This window comes from Plantibacter sp. RU18 (assembly GCF_050613355.1).
GTDB lineage: Bacteria > Actinomycetota > Actinomycetes > Actinomycetales > Microbacteriaceae > Plantibacter.
Genome location: NZ_CP159618.1, coordinates 1,341,776 through 1,359,437, shown reverse-complemented (window position 1 = coordinate 1,359,437; position 17,662 = coordinate 1,341,776). Strand labels below are relative to the sequence as shown.

15 protein-coding genes are annotated in these 17,662 nt (G+C 68.9%); 9 read left to right on the top strand and 6 right to left on the bottom strand.

Going from position 1 to position 17,662, the window contains the following annotated elements:
• The first annotated feature begins 49 nt into the window (after nucleotides 1-49).
• Complete coding sequence (gene purL, locus ABMA10_RS06610; protein ID WP_431031315.1) at nucleotides 50-2,380, top strand: phosphoribosylformylglycinamidine synthase subunit PurL; 2,331 nt, start codon at nucleotides 50-52, stop codon at nucleotides 2,378-2,380.
• Nucleotides 2,381-2,677: 297 nt separating this feature from the next.
• Here the strand turns inward: purL and ABMA10_RS06605 are convergent, their stop codons facing one another.
• The gene (locus ABMA10_RS06605) at nucleotides 2,678-3,274 is read right to left on the bottom strand and encodes a GntR family transcriptional regulator (RefSeq protein ID WP_347868450.1); all 597 of its coding nucleotides are present in this window, start codon (nucleotides 3,272-3,274) and stop codon (nucleotides 2,678-2,680) included.
• 150 nt (nucleotides 3,275-3,424) lie between these two features.
• Nucleotides 3,425-3,880: a hypothetical protein gene (locus ABMA10_RS06600; protein WP_431031314.1), complete on the bottom strand. Its 456-nt coding sequence runs from the start codon at nucleotides 3,878-3,880 to the stop codon at nucleotides 3,425-3,427.
• A 256-nt stretch (nucleotides 3,881-4,136) separates the two neighbouring features.
• Between ABMA10_RS06600 and ABMA10_RS06595 the strand changes: the two genes are divergently transcribed.
• Nucleotides 4,137-4,820 (top strand): GntR family transcriptional regulator, encoded by a 684-nt coding sequence (locus tag ABMA10_RS06595; protein WP_347868448.1) that lies wholly within the window; start codon nucleotides 4,137-4,139, stop codon nucleotides 4,818-4,820.
• A gap of 70 nt (nucleotides 4,821-4,890) precedes the next feature.
• Here the strand turns inward: ABMA10_RS06595 and ABMA10_RS06590 are convergent, their stop codons facing one another.
• Both ABMA10_RS06590 and ABMA10_RS06585 read right to left on the bottom strand, forming a co-directional pair.
• Nucleotides 4,891-6,141 (bottom strand): sensor histidine kinase, encoded by a 1,251-nt coding sequence (locus ABMA10_RS06590; protein WP_347868447.1) that lies wholly within the window; start codon nucleotides 6,139-6,141, stop codon nucleotides 4,891-4,893.
• Nucleotides 6,141-6,803, bottom strand: a complete 663-nt coding sequence (locus ABMA10_RS06585; protein WP_347868446.1) for a response regulator transcription factor — start codon at nucleotides 6,801-6,803, stop codon at nucleotides 6,141-6,143. Before ABMA10_RS06585 ends, ABMA10_RS06590 begins: the two co-directional genes overlap by 1 nt.
• A 288-nt stretch (nucleotides 6,804-7,091) precedes the next feature.
• Here ABMA10_RS06585 and ABMA10_RS06580 point away from each other — a divergent pair, with 288 nt between their 5' ends.
• Genes ABMA10_RS06580 through ABMA10_RS06565 form a run of 4 tightly spaced genes read left to right on the top strand, consistent with a single transcriptional unit; the run spans nucleotide 7,092 to nucleotide 10,640 of the window.
• Entirely contained in the window at nucleotides 7,092-7,613 is a 522-nt protein-coding gene (locus tag ABMA10_RS06580) for a hypothetical protein (RefSeq protein ID WP_431031313.1), read from the top strand.
• Nucleotides 7,610-8,677 (top strand): peptidoglycan-binding protein, encoded by a 1,068-nt coding sequence (locus ABMA10_RS06575; protein ID WP_347868444.1) that lies wholly within the window; start codon nucleotides 7,610-7,612, stop codon nucleotides 8,675-8,677. Before ABMA10_RS06580 ends, ABMA10_RS06575 begins: the two co-directional genes overlap by 4 nt.
• The gene (locus tag ABMA10_RS06570) at nucleotides 8,674-9,402 is read left to right on the top strand and encodes an ABC transporter ATP-binding protein (protein ID WP_347868443.1); all 729 of its coding nucleotides are present in this window, start codon (nucleotides 8,674-8,676) and stop codon (nucleotides 9,400-9,402) included. The genes ABMA10_RS06575 and ABMA10_RS06570 overlap by 4 nt, the downstream gene beginning before the upstream one ends.
• Nucleotides 9,403-9,434: 32 nt before the next feature.
• Nucleotides 9,435-10,640, top strand: coding sequence for an ABC transporter permease (locus ABMA10_RS06565; RefSeq protein ID WP_431031312.1), 1,206 nt, complete (start codon nucleotides 9,435-9,437; stop codon nucleotides 10,638-10,640).
• A 7-nt stretch (nucleotides 10,641-10,647) separates the two neighbouring features.
• Here ABMA10_RS06565 and ABMA10_RS06560 read toward each other — a convergent pair whose 3' ends face one another.
• Nucleotides 10,648-11,328: a LysE family transporter gene (locus ABMA10_RS06560; RefSeq protein WP_347868441.1), complete on the bottom strand. Its 681-nt coding sequence runs from the start codon at nucleotides 11,326-11,328 to the stop codon at nucleotides 10,648-10,650.
• Nucleotides 11,329-11,397: 69 nt separating this feature from the next.
• On the opposite strand from ABMA10_RS06560, the gene ABMA10_RS06555 reads away from it, so the two are divergent.
• Nucleotides 11,398-11,820: an Lrp/AsnC family transcriptional regulator gene (locus tag ABMA10_RS06555; RefSeq protein ID WP_347868440.1), complete on the top strand. Its 423-nt coding sequence runs from the start codon at nucleotides 11,398-11,400 to the stop codon at nucleotides 11,818-11,820.
• Nucleotides 11,821-11,854: 34 nt separating this feature from the next.
• Here the strand turns inward: ABMA10_RS06555 and ABMA10_RS06550 are convergent, their stop codons facing one another.
• Nucleotides 11,855-12,541 carry a TetR/AcrR family transcriptional regulator gene (locus ABMA10_RS06550; protein ID WP_431031311.1) on the bottom strand — a complete coding sequence of 229 codons (687 nt, stop codon included), beginning with the start codon at nucleotides 12,539-12,541 and terminating at the stop codon, nucleotides 11,855-11,857.
• A 158-nt stretch (nucleotides 12,542-12,699) separates the two neighbouring features.
• Between ABMA10_RS06550 and ABMA10_RS06545 the strand changes: the two genes are divergently transcribed.
• Nucleotides 12,700-15,558: an MMPL family transporter gene (locus ABMA10_RS06545; RefSeq protein ID WP_347868438.1), complete on the top strand. Its 2,859-nt coding sequence runs from the start codon at nucleotides 12,700-12,702 to the stop codon at nucleotides 15,556-15,558.
• Nucleotides 15,555-17,618 carry a YhgE/Pip family protein gene (locus ABMA10_RS06540; protein WP_431031310.1) on the top strand — a complete coding sequence of 688 codons (2,064 nt, stop codon included), beginning with the start codon at nucleotides 15,555-15,557 and terminating at the stop codon, nucleotides 17,616-17,618. The genes ABMA10_RS06545 and ABMA10_RS06540 overlap by 4 nt, the downstream gene beginning before the upstream one ends.
• Nucleotides 17,619-17,662 lie beyond the last annotated feature (44 nt).

Genomic DNA, 17,662 nt, shown 5'->3' with positions numbered 1-17,662 from the left:
AAGATTGGTGGGTCCGGCATCCCCCCTCTTCCTTTGGAGTCCTGCCCTCGTGACGACCACCAATCCCACCACTTCCGTCGCCGATACCGTCGACAACGCGATCGCCACCCCGGACCGTGAGCAGCCGTACGGCGCTCTCGGGTTGAAGGCGGACGAGTACGCGAAGATCCGCGAGATCCTGGGCCGCCGCCCGACGAGTGGCGAGCTGGCGATGTACTCGGTCATGTGGAGCGAGCACTGCTCGTACAAGTCGAGCAAGATCTACCTGCGCCAGTTCGGGCAGAAGGTCACCGACGACATGAAGAAGAACCTCATGGTCGGCATGGGCGAGAACGCGGGCGTCATCGACGTCGGCGAGGGCTGGGCCGTCACCTTCAAGGTGGAGAGCCACAACCACCCCTCCTACATCGAGCCCTTCCAGGGTGCGGCCACAGGCGTCGGCGGCATCGTCCGCGACATCATCTCCATGGGAGCACGTCCCGTCGCGATCATGGACCAGCTCCGCTTCGGCGACATCGACCACCCGGACACGGCACGCGTCGTGCACGGTGTCACGGCCGGCATCTCCTCGTACGGCAACTGCCTCGGCCTGCCGAACATCGGCGGCGAGACCTACTTCGACAAGGTGTACCAGGGCAACCCGCTCGTCAACGCCCTCTCGGTGGGCGTCCTGCGCCACGAGGACCTCCGCCTCGCGAACGCTTCCGGCGTCGGCAACAAGATCGTGCTCTTCGGTGCCCGCACGGGCGGCGACGGCATCGGTGGCGCGTCCATCCTCGCCTCCGACTCCTTCGACGCGAACGGCCCGACCAAGCGTCCTGCCGTCCAGGTCGGCGACCCCTTCGCCGAGAAGGTGCTCATCGAGTGCTGCCTCGAGCTCTACCGCGACAGCCTCGTCGAGGGCATCCAGGACCTCGGCGCGGCCGGCATCTCCTGCGCGACGAGCGAGCTCGCCGCGAACGGCGACGGCGGCATGTTCGTCGAGCTCTCCCACGTGCTGCTCCGCGATCCCTCGCTCACGCCGGAGGAGATCCTCATGTCGGAGTCGCAGGAGCGCATGATGGCGGTCGTCGAGCCGAGCAAGCTCGACGCCTTCCTCGCCGTCACCGACAAGTGGGACGTCGAGACCTCCGTGCTCGGTGAGGTCACCGACACCGGCCGCCTCGTCATCAACTGGCACGGCGAAGAGATCGTGAACGTCGATCCCTCCACCGTCGCCGTCGACGGCCCGGTGTACGAGCGACCCGTCGCATACCCGACCTGGATCGACGCCCTCCAGGCGGACACCGCGGCAGCACTCCCCCGCACCGACGCGCCCGCGGAGCTCGAGGCGCAGTTCCGCTCACTGCTGGGTTCGGCGAACCTCGCGGACAAGAGCTGGATCACGAACCAGTACGACTACTACGTCATGGGCAACACGGCCCTGTCCTTCCCCGACGACGGCGGCATGATCCGCGTCGACGAGGAGTCCGGCCTCGGTTTCGCCATCGCGACCGACGCCAACGGCCGCTACTGCCAGCTCGACCCGCGTCAGGGCGCGCAGCTCGCGCTCGCCGAGGCGTACCGCAACGTCGCCGTCACCGGCGCCGTCTCAGCCGCCGTCACGGACTGCTTGAACTTCGGCTCCCCGGAGAACCCCGAGGTCATGTGGCAGTTCTCGGAGGCCGTCGCCGGTCTGTCCGACGCATGCCTCGAGCTCGGAGTCCCCGTCACGGGCGGCAACGTGTCGTTCTACAACCAGACGGGCGACGTCCCGATCTTCCCGACGCCGGTGGTCGGCGTCCTCGGCGTCATCGACGACGTCGCACGCCGCGTCCCGAGCGGCTGGCAGGACGAAGGCGACAACCTGTACCTGCTCGGCACCACGTCGCTCGAGCTCGACGGCTCCGCGTGGGCCGGCACCATCCACGACCACCTCGGCGGCCTCCCACCCAAGGTCGACCTCGCCGGCGAGAAGACGCTCGCCGAGATCCTGCACGCTGCGGCGAAGGAGGGGCTCGTCTCCTCAGCACACGACCTCTCGGACGGTGGCCTCGCGCAGGCTCTCGCCGAGAGCGTCATGCGTTTCGGCGTCGGTGCCCGCGTCTTCCTCGGCGAGATGCTCGTCCGCGACGACATCGACCTCACGACGGCGCTGTTCTCCGAGTCCACCGGGCGGGTCATCGTCTCGGTGCCGCGCGAGGACGACGTGAAGTTCCAGGGCTTGTGCGAGGGTCGCGGCTACCCGGTGCTCCGCATCGGCGTGACCGACGCCTCCGCAGTCGGCGATGCCACCGAGCCGGCCCTCGAGATCCAGGACGTGCTGACGGTCCCGGTGTCCGAGCTGCGCCGCATCTCGAAGAGCGTCCTGCCCGACCGTTTCGGAGCGGTCATCGGCTGAGCGCCCTGACCGGGGAAGCCCCTGACAGGAGAAGCCCTCTGCCGGATCCGGCGGAGGGCTTCGTCACGTGTTGCACACGCCGGCAGGCGCAGCGAATGCAGGACGCGTGGCGTGCGAGGTGTTCGCCGGGTGGGCGGATACCCGAAACCCACCCACCCGGCTGACCACTGGGCGCTCAAGGCCGAAACCCGAATGTCCGGACCGGCGTCTCCAGTGGTGGTCGCAAGCGACACGATCAGCATATCAGAATTTGACATTCATCAGGATCATGCGTGGATCACTGATCGGACGACGTCGTCATCGCAGCGGTTCGGCCAATCGGAAGAGCCGCTCGACCGCCAGCTCGGCCGCGATCGAGTCACCCTCTGCGACAGCATCCCGTAGCACGGGGAAGTCTGCGTCCAGTTCCTCCCAGCGGAGCCAGTCCGTCGCGGCGGTCATCCGGAGCTGGTGCGACAACGAACCGATCATGTCCCGCGTCGTGTCGACGAGGATGCGGTTCGGGCAGAGCGCCACGAACAGATCGACGAGCGGCCACACGAGCGCGTTGTACCGTTCCGGATCGCGGGACGGAAGGACCCGGACGACCCGGTCCACCTCACTCACGAGCGTTGCACGATCGGCATCACCGAGGCTCGGGACCAGGACGCGGGTGATGCCACCGACAAGCGCACCGAGGGTCTGGAAGACGAAGGTGCGGTCATCGCCGTCCGGTGTCGCGACGCGAGTGAACCGCTGCGGCTCCATCTCGACCAGCCCGAGCCGCTCGAGGTCGTTCAGCGCTTCACGGATCGGCTTCCGCGAGCAGCCGAGCCAGGCCTGGAGCTCATGATCGAGGAGCGGTTCCCCCGGCTGCAGCGTTCCGTCATAGATGGCGGAGCGGATCCGATCCATCGCCCTCTGTCGCGGCGAGGGACGCGCGGTCGCGCTCGTGTCCACCGTTGGGACCGGCATCGTGCCTGCTTTCCTGGAGCCGTGGATGCAATGAGTGTCCGCGCGCCAGGCGAAGAAGGCACTGGCGTTCCACAGCAGAGCCTACGCGGCTCACGCGCTCAGCTGCGCGGCGTCGAGGTCCGGGCGGAAGCGGTCGAAGTACCCCATGCGGACGAACCGGATGACGTTCCCGGCCGGGTCGACGAGCGCGACGCCCGGATAGCGATCGCCGCTCGTCGCGGTCCGATCCTCGGGATGCAGCGATGGCACCCCGCGCTCGAACACCTCACCGCAGCTGACACGCATCCGCCGAGCGAACTCCACGTAAAGCGCCTGCGGGCTGACGGCCACCAGGATGCAGACGGTGAGACGAGTGTCGTCGACTGGCCGGGGAGTCATCCCGCGCCGCTCGACATAGAGGACCTCTCCACCGCCGATCGCCACGTGGAGCCGCCGCTCAGTCGCCGTGTCCACCCGGGTGATCCGGGCACCCAGCATGGAGTGGAAGCCGGCGACCTCGGGAACGGACGGGCATTCGAGCACGCTGACAGCGAGACCGATGGACATGGGTGACGACTCCTCGAATTGGGCGAGCTCAGTCGCTCCGAGGAGACGGGCACGACTCGGAGGTTCTGGCGACGCACGGGTTGCGCTCTTCGTCTTCTCGGGTCGATGACGTAGGCTTGCATGAAATATATCAAATACCTGTGTAGCTGTCGAGGCTTTCCACGTTCTTCTCCAACGGATGACGGGCGAACGTGTCCGACGCTTCTTGGATCGACATCCTGAACAGGTCATTTCCCAGCTCGACGATCGGAGTTCAATGCCTGTTCCTCATACCGTGGAGACGTGCCCGAGGAAGCTCCTCCGCGACGTCGTGTTCGAGCAGCTGCTGACGGCGATCGAGGACGGCACGCTCGAGCCCGGAGAGCGCCTCAACGACGATGAACTCGAGAAGTGGCTCGGTGTCTCACGCACGCCGATCCGCGAAGCCATCAGCAGACTCGCCGACATCGGCCTCGTCGAGACCGCGCCGCAGAGGTACACCCGCGTGGCCAAGCCGACCCCGGAACAGTACGCAGAGGCACTGCAACTGCTCAACGGTTTCCATGAACTCAGCACTCGCTGGAGCATTCCCCACTTCACCGACGCGGACGTCGCAGGCTTCCGCGAGCTCGGCGACGCCGTACTCGCCGACATCGAGGCACGCGACAAGGGAGTCCTGCTCTCCTCCGCCGCCTTCGCGGACTTCCTCGTCGAACGCTCCGGCAACTCGCTCCTGCAGCAGATGGCCCGCCAGATGAACACCCGCGTCGTCTACAGCGCTCTGCCGACGATCGAATACTTCCAGTGGGACATGTTCGCCGCGTACGTCGACGGCCTCGTCGCTGCCGCCGAGAAGCGCAGCGCCGAGGATGCAGAGCGCGTCGTGCGCAAGCAGGCGCTCGCCACGGACGCCTTCCTCGAGCAGGTCATCGCCGCCGGCGGTTCGGTTCCCGCCGAGTAGTCGGCGCACCACACCCGATGAGCCGTGGCCATGAAGCATCGACACGGCCCGTTCTTCGGCCTGTCCGTCCTCAGCGCTCCACGCGGGCGAACGACACCGTCGCCCGCAGCCCTCCACCGGCTCGCGGCCGGAGTTCCAGCTCACCGGCGTGCGCCGCGACGATGCCGTCGACGATCGCGAGCCCGAGCCCTCTGGAACCGTCCGCCCCCGTCGACACCCGTCCACGGTCCCGATAGAACGGCTCCGTGAGCCGTGGGACGACCTCGTGCTCGATGACCGGTCCAGTATTCTCGACGACGAGCACCGCGCCTCCGCCGGCTGGACCGCCGGCCTGCCGGAGGTGCACGGAGATCGTTCCGTCGTCGTGATTGTGGCGGATCGCATTGCCCAGCAGGTTCACGACCACCTGTGACAGCAGCGCCGCGTCACCGGCCACCAGGGTACTCCGCAGCTCGCTCGTCAGCTCGATGCCGCGAGACCGCCGCTCGGGCTCGAGTTGATCGACAGCCTCCTCGACGATGAGGGCGAGATCCACCGGGACACCGACGACGTCGAGCCGGTCGGCGTCGGCAAGATCCAGCATGGCCTCGACCGTCAGGATGCTGCGGGTGTTCGTCTCGCGCAGGCGCGAGATCAGCAGCTGCGTCGCCTCATCGTCGAGGTGGTCGGTGTGCGCTGCCACGTCGAGCATCGCCTGGGTCGTCGCGAGCGGCGTGCGCAGCTCATGCGACGCGTTCGCAGCGAACCGTTGATGTGCCCGGAAGGACCGACCCAAGCGCTCGAGCATGTGGTCGAAGGTGTCGGAGAGTTCGGTGATCTCGTCACGCGGACCGGAGAGCGCGACCCGATGGTCGAAGGTACCCGTCGCCGCGCGCTGAGCGGCGAGGTTGATCTCGTGCAGGGGTCGCAGCAGCCTGCCCGACAGGATCCAGCCGACCCAGGCGCTGACGCCGGCGAGGACGACGAGGACGATGAGGGACCAGATGAGCAGTGTGTTGAGGATGTCGTTCTGATCGGAGACCACGAGAGCCGCAGACCCAGACGCTGAGGTCAGCCCCTCCGTCCTCTGGAACGACGCGCTTCCGTCCGGCGACGTGGCGTAGCCCAAGGGTTCGGTGGCTGCTGGCACCACGCCCGCCGACGTGGCCCGGACGGCCGTGATGGCGTACGTCGGCACGTAGCGCATGAAGACGTAGATGAGCGCGATCATGACCGCACCCGCGCCCGTGAAGAGCGCCGCATAGGTGAGCGTGAGTCGCGTGCGGACCGTCAGCCGATTCGGCCGGGCGAGGAGACCTGCCGCATCGACGCGCGCGGCCATCAGTCGCCCTCGATGCGGTAGCCGGAACCCGCGACGGTCGTGATGACCCATGGAGAGCCGAGGCGACGGCGCAAGTTCGAGATGGTCACCCGGATCGTGTTCGTGAAGGGGTCCACGTTCTCGTCCCAGGCCTTCTCGAGCAGGGTCTCGGCGCTGACCACACCCCCACCGGCGAGCATGAGCTGCTCGAGCACCGCGAACTCCTTCCGCGAGAGCTTCACGTAGGCGCCGTCGCGGTACACCTCCCGACGGAACGGATCGAGCTTCACGCCCGCCCGCTCGAGGACGGGCGGCCGGCCGTCGGCCGTGCGTCGGACGAGGGCGCGCAGCCTCGCGACCAGTTCAGGAAACTCGAACGGCTTCACGAGGTAGTCGTCGGCGCCGAGTCCGAGGCCGGAGATCGTGTCGTCGAGGCGCCTCGCCGCCGTGAGCATCATGACGCGCACACCCGGGTGCTCGGCCACGACGGTCCGGCACACCTCGTCGCCATGGGTACCCGGCAGGTCGCGATCGAGCAGGATCACGTCGTAGTCCGTGATCGTGAGTGCTTCCAGCGCGGCATCGCCGTCGTGGACGAGGTCGGCGGCGATCGCCTCCTGCCTGAGGCCGGCGCGGATCGCCTCAGCCAGATAGATCTCATCCTCAGCAACCAGGACGCGCATGTCTCCCTCTCGATGGGCCGGGTCGAGCGACCACGACGGTGTACCGGTCCAGCACAGCACAGCACAGGTAACCACGTCGTAAAGAACGTCGACCTCTGCCGCCGTCCGGGACCCGGTGACGGCCGAAGCGTACTGATGCGAGCGGGGAGGATCCCGAACGTCCGCTGGAGAGAACCGGTGAACCACGTTAACAAAACGTCTGCGTTTTCATTGACGACCGGTTAACGGCGAACCCACTGGACTGATCGCATCAGCTCTCACCCCGACCAGCAGCACCGAGGAGTCATCGTGTTCACCACCACCACCACCCGGCCACGCCGTCGCACCGCCGCCCGGTTCGCCGTCCTGCTCGCCCTCCCGCTCCTCGTCGGCTCCCTCGCCGCGTGCAGCGGGAACACGCCGGACCCGAAGTCATCGTCCGGCGCGGAACAGACCTTCGAGGACTGGCAGGTCGACTTCGCCTCCTGCATGCGAGGCGAGGGCGTCGACATGCCCGACCCCGGCAAGGACGGCTCGAGCGCAGCGTTGAGGATCGACGAGGAGAACGCCGAAGCCTTCCAGACCGCGTCCGACACCTGTATCGAACGCCTCGGCGAGCCGCCGGCACCTCCCGAAGGGACGAAGACCGAGGCCGAGTTCTTCGAGGAGCAGCTCAAGATGGCCGAGTGCTTCCGCGAGAACGGCATCGACACGCCCGACCCCGTCAAGGGACAAGGCATGACCATCCCCGCGGACGTCCCTGAAGACGTCCTCGAGGCCTGCGGCCTGCCAGCCGGTATGACCAGCGGCGGCGCCACGGTCACCCGATGATCACGAGACGACGACTCATCATCGCCAGCGTCTGCGTCGGCGCGCTCCTCGTCGCTGGCGGGGGCACCGCGGCCGCATTCGCGTTCGCGGGCGGCACCGACACGAGCCAGGAGGACCTGCGCAGCAGCATCCGTACGGGCACCACACCGATCACGGCAGGGAACCTCTCCGGAACCACGCAGGTCAGCGGCACCCTCGACTACGCCGACCAGCGCACCATCGGCGGCGGGGCCGGGATCGTGACCGCCACGCCCACCCCCGGGAGCACAGTGTCGCTCGGCGGCACCCTGTACTCGGTCGACAACGTCCCAGTGGTGCTCCTTCACGGAACGCTGCCGGCCTGGCGCGCATTCGCGCCCGGCATGAGCGACGGACCCGACGTGCTGCAGCTCGAACAGAGCCTCGCAGCCCTCGGTTACTTCGACCGCGAACCCGATGAGGAGTTCGCCTCGTCGACCGAGCGCGCGATCGAGCGCTGGCAGAAAGCGCTCGGCGTCGAGCAGACGGGACGACTCGAACTCGGCTCCGTCGTGTTCCTCCCGGGCGACGTCCGGATCGCGACCGTCGAGACCGCGGTCGGGACGGCGGCCGGACCCGCGATCGTGACGGTCTCCTCGCTCGTGAAGCGTATCCAAGTGCAACTGAAGCTCGCCGACCAGCGCCTCGGCGTCGTCGGCACGCAGGTCCAGGTGCGGCTTCCCGGCGGCGCAACGACGACCGGGACGATCACCGACGTCGGCGTCCCCACGGAACAGGAGTCGAACGGGCAGAAGTCGGTCACCGTACCGGTCGGCATCGCGGTCGATGACCCGGCCGCTGTGGCCGAGCTGCAACAGGCGACGGTCACGGTCGGCTTCCCGACGGAGCAGCGCGAGAACGTGCTGTCGGTTCCGGTGGAAGCCCTCATCGCCCTGGACGATGAGACCTTCGGCGTCGAGACGGTCGATGCGAAGGGCAAGCACGCGAAGGTCCCGGTCACCACCGGGCTCTTCGCAGACGGTCGGGTGGAGATCTCGGGCGACGGCATCCGTGCAGGACTCGATGTCGTGGTGCCTGCATCATGACCGACCTCGTGACGATACAGCCCGTTCCGGCGCGGACGGAGACAGAACCGATCGTGCACCTGGACGCCGTGACCCGCGAGTACGGCGAACCACCGACGCTCGCGCTCGCCGGGGTCGACCTCGTGATCGACGAGGGCGAGTTCGTGGCGATCGTCGGCCCGAGCGGTTCGGGGAAGTCGACGATGCTGAACCTCATCGGTACGCTCGACCGGCCGACGAGCGGGACCGCCCGCATCGCCGGGGCGGATGTCGGACGCCTGTCGGATGCCCGGCTGTCGGCACTTCGGGCCTACCGGATCGGCTTCGTGTTCCAGCAGTTCCATCTCGCGGACGGCATCAGCGCAGTCGACAACGTCGCGGACGGACTCATCTACACCGGTGTGCCTCGGTCCGAGCGACGTCGGCGCGCGGTCCTCGCGCTCGAGCGGGTCGGGCTCGCGCATCGCCTCGACCATCGCCCTTCGCAACTCTCGGGCGGTGAACGCCAGCGGGTCGCGATCGCGCGTGCGGTGGTCGGCAATCCTCCATTGCTCCTCGCTGACGAGCCGACGGGTAACCTCGACTCCGTCTCCGGCGCGAGCATCGTGGAACTCCTGCACGAGCTGCACCGTGGGGGGACGACCGTCGTCGTCATCACGCACGACGCCGAGCTCGCTCAGCGGCTGCCGCGACAGGTGTCCATCCGAGACGGTCTCGTCGTGAGCGATTCCGGGCGGGCTGTCTGATGGGCACTGCACGTACGGTTCGCAATGCGGACATGCTGCGCGACACCACCGGGAGCGAGCGCCGGTCACGTCTCCTCGGTCGTGACGTCCTGCATCTCGGCACGACCGGGCTCCGGGCACGCCCCACCAGGGCGATCCTCTCCGCCCTGGGCATCGCGATCGGCATCGCCGCGATGATCGCCGTCGTCGGCATCTCCTCGTCGAGCCAGGCGAAACTCAACGCTCAGCTCGCCGAACTCGGGACGAACCTCCTGACCGTGCAGGCGGGGAAGAACCTCTTCGGACAGGACGCCGCACTGCCGGAGAACACGGTGGGGAAGGTCGGTCTCATCGACGGCGTCGAGCAGGCCGGATCGACGGCCGTCCTGGAAGGTCTCGCGGTGTACCGCAGCAGCCTCATCGACCCGGCGCAAAGTGGTGGCCTGGGGGTCGAGGTCGTCACCGAGGGGCTGCTCGACGTCGTGGGCGGCACGCTCGCGGCCGGTGACTGGCTGAACGCCGCCACCGCCGGCTACCCGACCGTCGTGCTCGGGTCGAAGGCCGCCGAGCGCCTCGGCATCGTCTCCATCGGTTCAATCATCTGGCTCGGTGAGCAGCAGTTCACGGTCGTCGGCATCCTCGATCCCGTGCCGCTCGCTCCGGAGCTCGACACGAGCGCCATGATCGGGGCGGCGGTCGCGACCGACCGGTTCGGCTTCAACGGGAAGCCGACGATCGTCTACGAACGGTCGACCGAGGAGAGCGTCGCCGACGTGCGCGCGTTGCTCCCCCGCACCGTGAACCCGTCGGCGCCGGAAGAGGTCAGTGTGTCACGACCGTCCGACGCACTCGCCGCCAAGAACGCTGCGGACCAGGCGTTCACCGGCCTGCTGCTCGGACTCGGTTCCGTCGCACTCCTCGTGGGCGGGATCGGCGTGGCCAACACCATGGTGATCTCGGTGCTGGAGCGGCGGCGCGAGATCGGCCTGCGCCGTGCGCTGGGAGCGACGAGGGGCCACATCCGGTCTCAGTTCCTGACGGAGGCACTGCTGCTCTCCGCCCTGGGCGGGATCGCCGGCGCCATCATCGGGACGGGCGTGACCAGCGTCGTCGCCGGCCTGAACGACTGGCCGACGGCCGTCCCGCCCGAGGTGTTGCTCGCGGGAGTCGGTGCGACACTCGTGATCGGCGCGATCGCGGGTCTCTACCCGGCGATCCGGGCCGCTCGCACCCCGCCGACTTCCGCCCTCAGCGGCTGACGCGCCCTCAGACGGCCGTGCCGACGTCCCAGACGTCCGGTACGGCCGTCGCCAGGGCGGCGATGCCGAGCACGAGCACGATGCCGGCGCCCGCGATCGACAATCCGAGGACTCCGCGCGGGCCGAGACCCCGGCCGAGATGTGAGCCGACCGCCGCGAGCACGAGCTGCCAGCCGAGCGACGCGAGACCGACGCCGGCGGTGAACACGAGCGCGTCGATCGGATTGCCGAGCGCACCACCCAGCGCCGCGGCGACACCTGCGAAGTACAGCAGCGTCAACGGGTTGATCGCCGTGAGCCCGACGAACTCCGCGAGGCTGCGTCGAGCCGTGATCAGGGCTCCGTCCACTCCGGGCGCTGCAAGGACCACCCGGGGCGTCGGTCGCACGGCTCGCAGCAGTGATCGCGCGCCGAGCACGATGAGTACGACTCCCCCGACGATGCGCGGCCAAGCACCCCACGCATCGATCACCGGAGCGATCGATGCGCCGAGCAGGACGGCGAGCGCGCAGTACACCGTGTCGACGAGCGCGACGCCTCCCGCGGCCGCCGCTGCCGGACGCCAACCCGCCACGACGCCACGACGGATCACGAGTACGCCGACAGCGCCGAGCGGGAGGGCGATCGCCACTCCGGCGGCCATCCCCGCGGCACCGACGGCGAGCACGGAGGGACTGATGGATTCCATGCCCACGAGTGTGCCGCGCGACGAAAGATCCACTGCCGGATTCGCCGTCGCGGCAGTAGAGTGTGCGGCATGGACGAGCTGGACGAACAAATCCTCGGCATCCTCCGCGATCACGCGAGGATTTCCTTCAGCGCACTGGGACGGACCATCGGGCTCAGCACGAACGCCGCAGCAGCACGCGTCCGCAAGCTCGAACAGACCGGGATCATCCTCGGCTACACCGCCCGCCTCGCGGAGGACGAGCTGCCCGGCCGCGGCGGACTGGAGGTCTTCATCGACATCAGGCTGGCTCCTGGCACCGACCACGAGACGTTCCTGACGCAGCTGTCGGCGATCAGACAGGTCGACGACGCCGTGCACCTGACCGGCCCCTACGACTCGCTCGTGCACCTCTGGGTCCAGGATTCCGCAGACCTCGACCGGTTCCTGCGTCGCCTCAAGCAGGACGCCGGCGTCGCGCACTCCCAGACCCGGCTCGCACTGCGGAGCTGAGCACCGCCAGGCACCGGCGGGCGCCGGGGTCTCGCTAGCGGGCGATCGACTCCGTGAGCGCGTTCACGATCGCCGGCAGCGTGCGCATCGCGAGGTCCCGTGGAGAGCCGTCGTCGCCGTCCGGGTCCATGAGCACCGCCGTCTGGATGGCCGATTCGTAGAGCGCGACGACGATGTGCGCGACGTCCGGAGTCGGGATCGTGAAGCGCAGGTGGGCGAGAGCGGCGGCCTGATCGAGCCAGGCCGCGAGCTGCCGCCCGGCGCCCTCCTGGTGCTCGAGATACCGCGCGGCGGCCACGGCATTCCGCATCGCGAGCATCCGGAACTCGGACTGGACGAGGCACCAGCGGCGATCGTCGGGCTGGAGGTCGAGGAAGGCGAGGATGAGGGCTTCGAGCGAGCCGTCCGTGTAGTTGCCTTCGGCGTCGATGAGCGAGGGTGTGATCGACTGCAGGCCGGTCTCGAGGCGGTCGAGGCGCAGTGCGTTCTCGCGCGACTCGAGGGCGAAGAACAGCTCCTCCTTCGAATCGAAGTTGGAGTAGAAGGCGCCGCGGGTGAATCCGGCCCGCTCACTGATCTGCTCGACGGACGCCGCGTGGACACCGTACTCGGCGAAAACCTCGTAGGCGGAGTCGATGAGCCGCTCGCGGGTGCGCTGGCGCCTAACCGACTCGACCGGTCCGTCGTCGTTGTCGACGTCGGTCTCTTCTCGAACGCGCATCCTGACACCTTACTGAAAGCCCTGGGAACCACCTTGGCGATACACCACTGTATCCAATACAGTCATGTATCGGATACATCGCTGTATCGATTCTGTCCGTTCTCACATGGTCGGCCCGTCTGCCCGCAGCGAGCCCGACATCCTTCAAGGAGCGACGCGTGTCCTCACTGCTCTACACCCTCGGCCGGTGGGCGTTCCGCGCCCGCAAGCTCGTGCTGATCCTCTGGATCGCCGTCCTCGCGCTCGCCGGGGGTGGCGCATTGCTCTTCAACCAGGGCACCGACAACGCGTTCTCGATCCCGGGCACCGAGTCGCAGGAAGCACTCGACACCCTGAACCACACCTTCCCGCAGGTGAGCGGGGCGTCGGCCCAGCTCATCGTGGTCGCGCCGACGGGCGACAGCGTGGAGGACGGCGCGACCCGCACGGCCATCGACGACGCGGTCGCGAGCCTCGGCGACATCGCGCAGGTCCAGCAGGCCGTCTCGCCGTTCGACGAGGACATCACCGGAGCGGTCTCCGACGACCGGCAGGCTGCACTCATCTCCATCCAGTTCGACGGTGCCATGACCGACACCTCGGCCAGCACCGTCTCCGACGTCGAGGAGGTCGCCACCCGACTGGCCGACGACCTCCCGAGCGGCGCGCAGTCGTCGCTCGGCGGCGAGCTCTTCAGCAACAGTCTGCCCGCGCTCAGCATCGTCGAACTGGTCGGCGTCGTCGTCGCCCTCGTCGTCCTGGTCCTGACCTTCGGGTCGTTCCTCGCGGCGGGGATGCCGCTCATCACGGCGCTCCTCGGAGTCGCGATCTCCATGGCACTCATTTTCGTCGCGACGATCTTCGGGCCGATCTCGTCGACCACCCCGATGCTCGCGCTCATGCTCGGTCTCGCGGTCGGTATCGACTACGCGCTGTTCATCATCTCCAGACACCAGGACCAACTCCGGCAGGGTCTCGACCCCGAGGAGTCGACTGCGCGCGCGACCGCCACCGCCGGGTCCGCGGTCATCTTCGCCGGGCTCACGGTCATCATCGCCCTGCTGGGCCTCGCCGTCGCGAACATCCCGTTCCTCACGACCATGGGCGTCGCCGCGGCCGTCGGCGTCGCGGTCGCCGTCCTGATCTCCCTCACCCTCATCCCCGCCATGCTCGGCTTCGCCGGCGAGCGCCTGCGCCCGAAGCCGCGTCGCGCCGGGCGTCGGGCGGAACGCGATGCACGGGAGGCCCCGGCCCCCGAGCAGACCCCGGTCCCAGAGCCGACCCCCGAGCCTGTCGAGGGGCACGCAGCCGCGCACGGCAACCGCTTCTTCCTCGGCTGGGTGCGCGGTGTGACCCGGCTCCCGATCGTCACCATCATCGCCGTCGTCGCCGTCCTCGGCGCGCTCGCGATACCTGCGCTCTCGCTCCGCCTGGCACTGCCCGACGCCGGCTCGCTCCCCGAGGGCGACGGCGCACGCACCACCTACGACCTCGTGTCGGAGCACTTCGGCGAGGGGTTCAACGGTCCGCTCATCGTCACCGGCAGCATCGTCGGCAGTACGGATCCGCTGGGGCTCATGGCCGAGCTGAAGACCGAGATCGAGGGTCTCGACGGTGTCGCTGCAGTCCCGCTCGCCACGCCGAACGCCACCGCTGACACCGGCATCATCCAGGTCATCCCGACCGGCAGCCCCGATTCGCAGGAGACCAAGGACCTGGTCGCCGAGATCCGCGGCCTGCACCAGTACTTCCTCGACGAGTACGACGTGGACCTCCAGGTCACCGGCTTCACCGCGATCGGCATCGACATCTCCGACCGGCTCGGCGGGGCGCTCCTGCCATTCGGTCTCATCGTCGTCGGCCTGTCGCTCATCCTCCTCACCATGGTGTTCCGCTCCATCTGGGTGCCGGTCAAGGCCACGCTCGGGTACCTGCTGTCGGTCGCGGCGTCGTTCGGCGTCGTCGCCCTCGTGTTCGAGCACGGAGTGTTCGCCGAGGCACTGCACGTCGCCCGGACCGGGCCGGTGATCAGCTTCATGCCGATCATCCTCATGGGCGTGCTGTTCGGTCTCGCCATGGACTACGAGGTGTTCCTCGTCTCTCGGATGCGGGAGGACTACGTCCACACGAAGCTCGCGAGGCGGTCGATCGAGACAGGCTTCCTCGGTTCGGCCAAGGTCGTGACCGCCGCAGCGATCATCATGTTCGCGGTGTTCGCCGCGTTCGTCCCCGAGGGCGACACGAACATCAAACCCATCGCACTCGGCCTCGCCGTCGGCGTGTTCGTCGACGCCTTCATCGTCCGGATGACACTCGTCCCTGCCGTCCTCGCCCTCCTCGGCGACCGCGCCTGGTACATGCCGAAGTGGCTCGACCGCCTGCTGCCGTCGTTCGACGTGGAGGGCGAAGGCCTGCAGCACGAGCTGGCGCTGCGCGACTGGCGCGCCGGGAAAGACGTCGCGATCGCGGCCTCCGGACTCGTCCTCGACGGGCCGGACGGTGCGCTCTACGCCGAGGTGGAGACGACGGTCGCCGCGGGAGGCGTCCTCGCCGTACAGGGTGCGCGGCCGATCGAGGTCACCGCGCTCCTCCTCACGCTCGCCGGACGTCTGGAACCCGACGCAGGACGCCTCAAGGTCGCCGGGATGGTGCTCCCCGTCCGCGCCGGAGCCGTCCGCTCACGAGTCGCGTACGTCCGACTCGACCACGGCGACCCGACAGAGACGCTCACCGCCGCCCTCGCCGAACGCCCGGCGATCGTCGTGCTCGACGGCGTCGACACCGTCCCGGACGAAGCGACGAGGCGCACGGTCTACGAACGCCTCGTGACGGCCACCCGAGGGGCCGAGCGGGCCGGCCGTCCACTCACAGTCGTCATCGGCACGGACGACGCCGCGTCCCTCGCGGACGTCCTCCCGACATCCTCCCCGGAGGTCCTCGATCTCGACGCCACGAACCAGGCCACCCGGCTCATCGCGGAGCCGTCCCCCACCACCGCCGCATCCCCCGCCATCGCAGAAACGCAGGTCGACGCATGAGCACCATCCTCAACCGACTGGAGCGTGCCCGCTCCTCCAAGCGCGTCACCCTCGTGTCGATCATCGGCCTGATCCTGGTGCCGCTCGTCATCGCGGGCGGCCTGGTCTGGGCGTTGTGGAACCCCGCGGACCGGCTCGGCCAGGTGACCGCGGCGATCGTCAACAACGACGAGCCGGTCGAGATCGACGGCCAGACGGTGCCGCTCGGTCGACAGCTCTCCGCCGGCCTCGTCGACGGCGATCAGCAGATCAACTACACCTGGGTCATCACCGATGCCTCGGATGCGAAGGCCGGCCTCGCCGACGGTTCGTACACCGCGGTCGTCACCATCCCGGAGAACTTCTCCGCCGCAGCGACCTCGTTCTCCGGCGACGCGACCGACGCCGAGCGGGCCCGCCTCGACGTCACGACGAGCGACCGCAGCAAACTCGTCGACGACGCCATCACGCAGACGATCACGCAGACGGCCGCGACCCTGCTCGGCCGACAGCTGACGACCACCTACCTCGAGAACGTCTACGTGGGCTTCAACACCCTGAACGATCAGCTCGGCGAGGCCGCCGACGGCGCGACGCAGCTCGCCGCCGGAGGGCTCTCGCTCGCTCAGGGCGCGCAAGACCTCGCGAACGGGACGACGCAGCTCGGCGACGGCGCGAAACAACTCGCCGACGGAGCCACGCAGCTGAGCGACGGGACGAGCGCTCTCGCCGGCGGCGCGGCGCAGCTGGCGGACGGTGCAGCGCAGCTGAGCGACGGGACGACGCGGATCAGCGACGGGACATCGGCGCTGTACGCAGGGACGCAGGGCGACGGAACGGCGGGCAATCCAGGGCTCGTCGCCGGTGCGAACGGACTCTCCACCGGCGTCTCCGCGGTCAAGACCGCCGTCGACGCCCAGGGCGCCGAACTCCTCGAGATCCTCGCGGACTGCGACCCGGCCGTCTCCGGTGCAGACTTCTGTGGCCGGCTCGCGGTCGCTGCGTACACCGTCGTCGGGATCGGCAGCGGCGACGGAACCGGGCGGCCGGGTACAGGCGGCCTGACCGAGCTCGCTGCGGGAGCCGCGACGTTCTCGGCTCAGATGCCGACGCTCGTCGAGGGTATCGCCCAGATCAACGCAGCAGCGGCTCAGGTCGCCGCGGGTGCCGCGTCACTCGCAGACGGAGCAACGCAGGCCTCCGCCGGCACGGCCCAGCTCGCGACCGGCGCAGCGTCGCTCGCCGACGGAGCAACGCAGGCCTCCGCCGGGACCACGCAGCTCGCGGCCGGTGCGACCACGCTCTCGGCCGGCGCTGGAACGCTGTCGGGCGGCATCACCTCGCTCGCCTCCGGCCTGCAGACGGCGGTGGACGGTTTGCCGAGCTACACCTCGGCGGACCGCCAGACCCTCGCCGACGTCGTCGCCGATCCGGTGTCGGCAGGCGATGCGACGACGGTCTCCTTCGGTGCCAACAGTGCGCCGTTCTACGCGGTGCTCGCCCTGTGGTTGGGCGCACTCGCCAGCTTCCTCGTGCTGCGGCCGGTACCGGTGCGCACGTTCGGGTCGACCCGGTCTTCGCTGCGGCTCGCGCTCGGCGCGTTCGTCCCGGCCGGCGCCGTGGGCATGCTGCAGGGGCTGCTCGTCGCCGTGATCACCGCGCCGCTCCTGGACCTCGACGCGGCAGGCTGGCTCGGCTTCGCCGGGATCGCCGTCTTGGCGGGTGCGACGTTCGCCGCCGCCAACCAGGCACTCACCGCACTGTTCGGCGGTGCCGGGCGGTTCGTCTCGATGATCGTCGCGCTCGTCGGACTCGCGACCGGGATCATCGCGACCACGCCGCCGGTGCTCGATCAGCTGCTCACCTTCCTCCCGATCGCCCCGGCCCTCGGGGGGCTGCAATCGATCGCGATCGGGGACACCGGCGCGGCAGCCGGAGTGGTCGGGCTCGTCGCCTGGCTTGTCGGTTCGCTCGCGGCGACCACGTTCGCCGTCGCGCGTGCGCGCACGACCTCGGTGAAAGCGCTCGCTCCGGCGCTCGCTCCGGCGCTGGCTCCGGTGCGAACGTCGGCCCTCGCCTGACCAGGGTCGCTCCGGTCGGAGACGTCGGGAATCGTGAACGGATA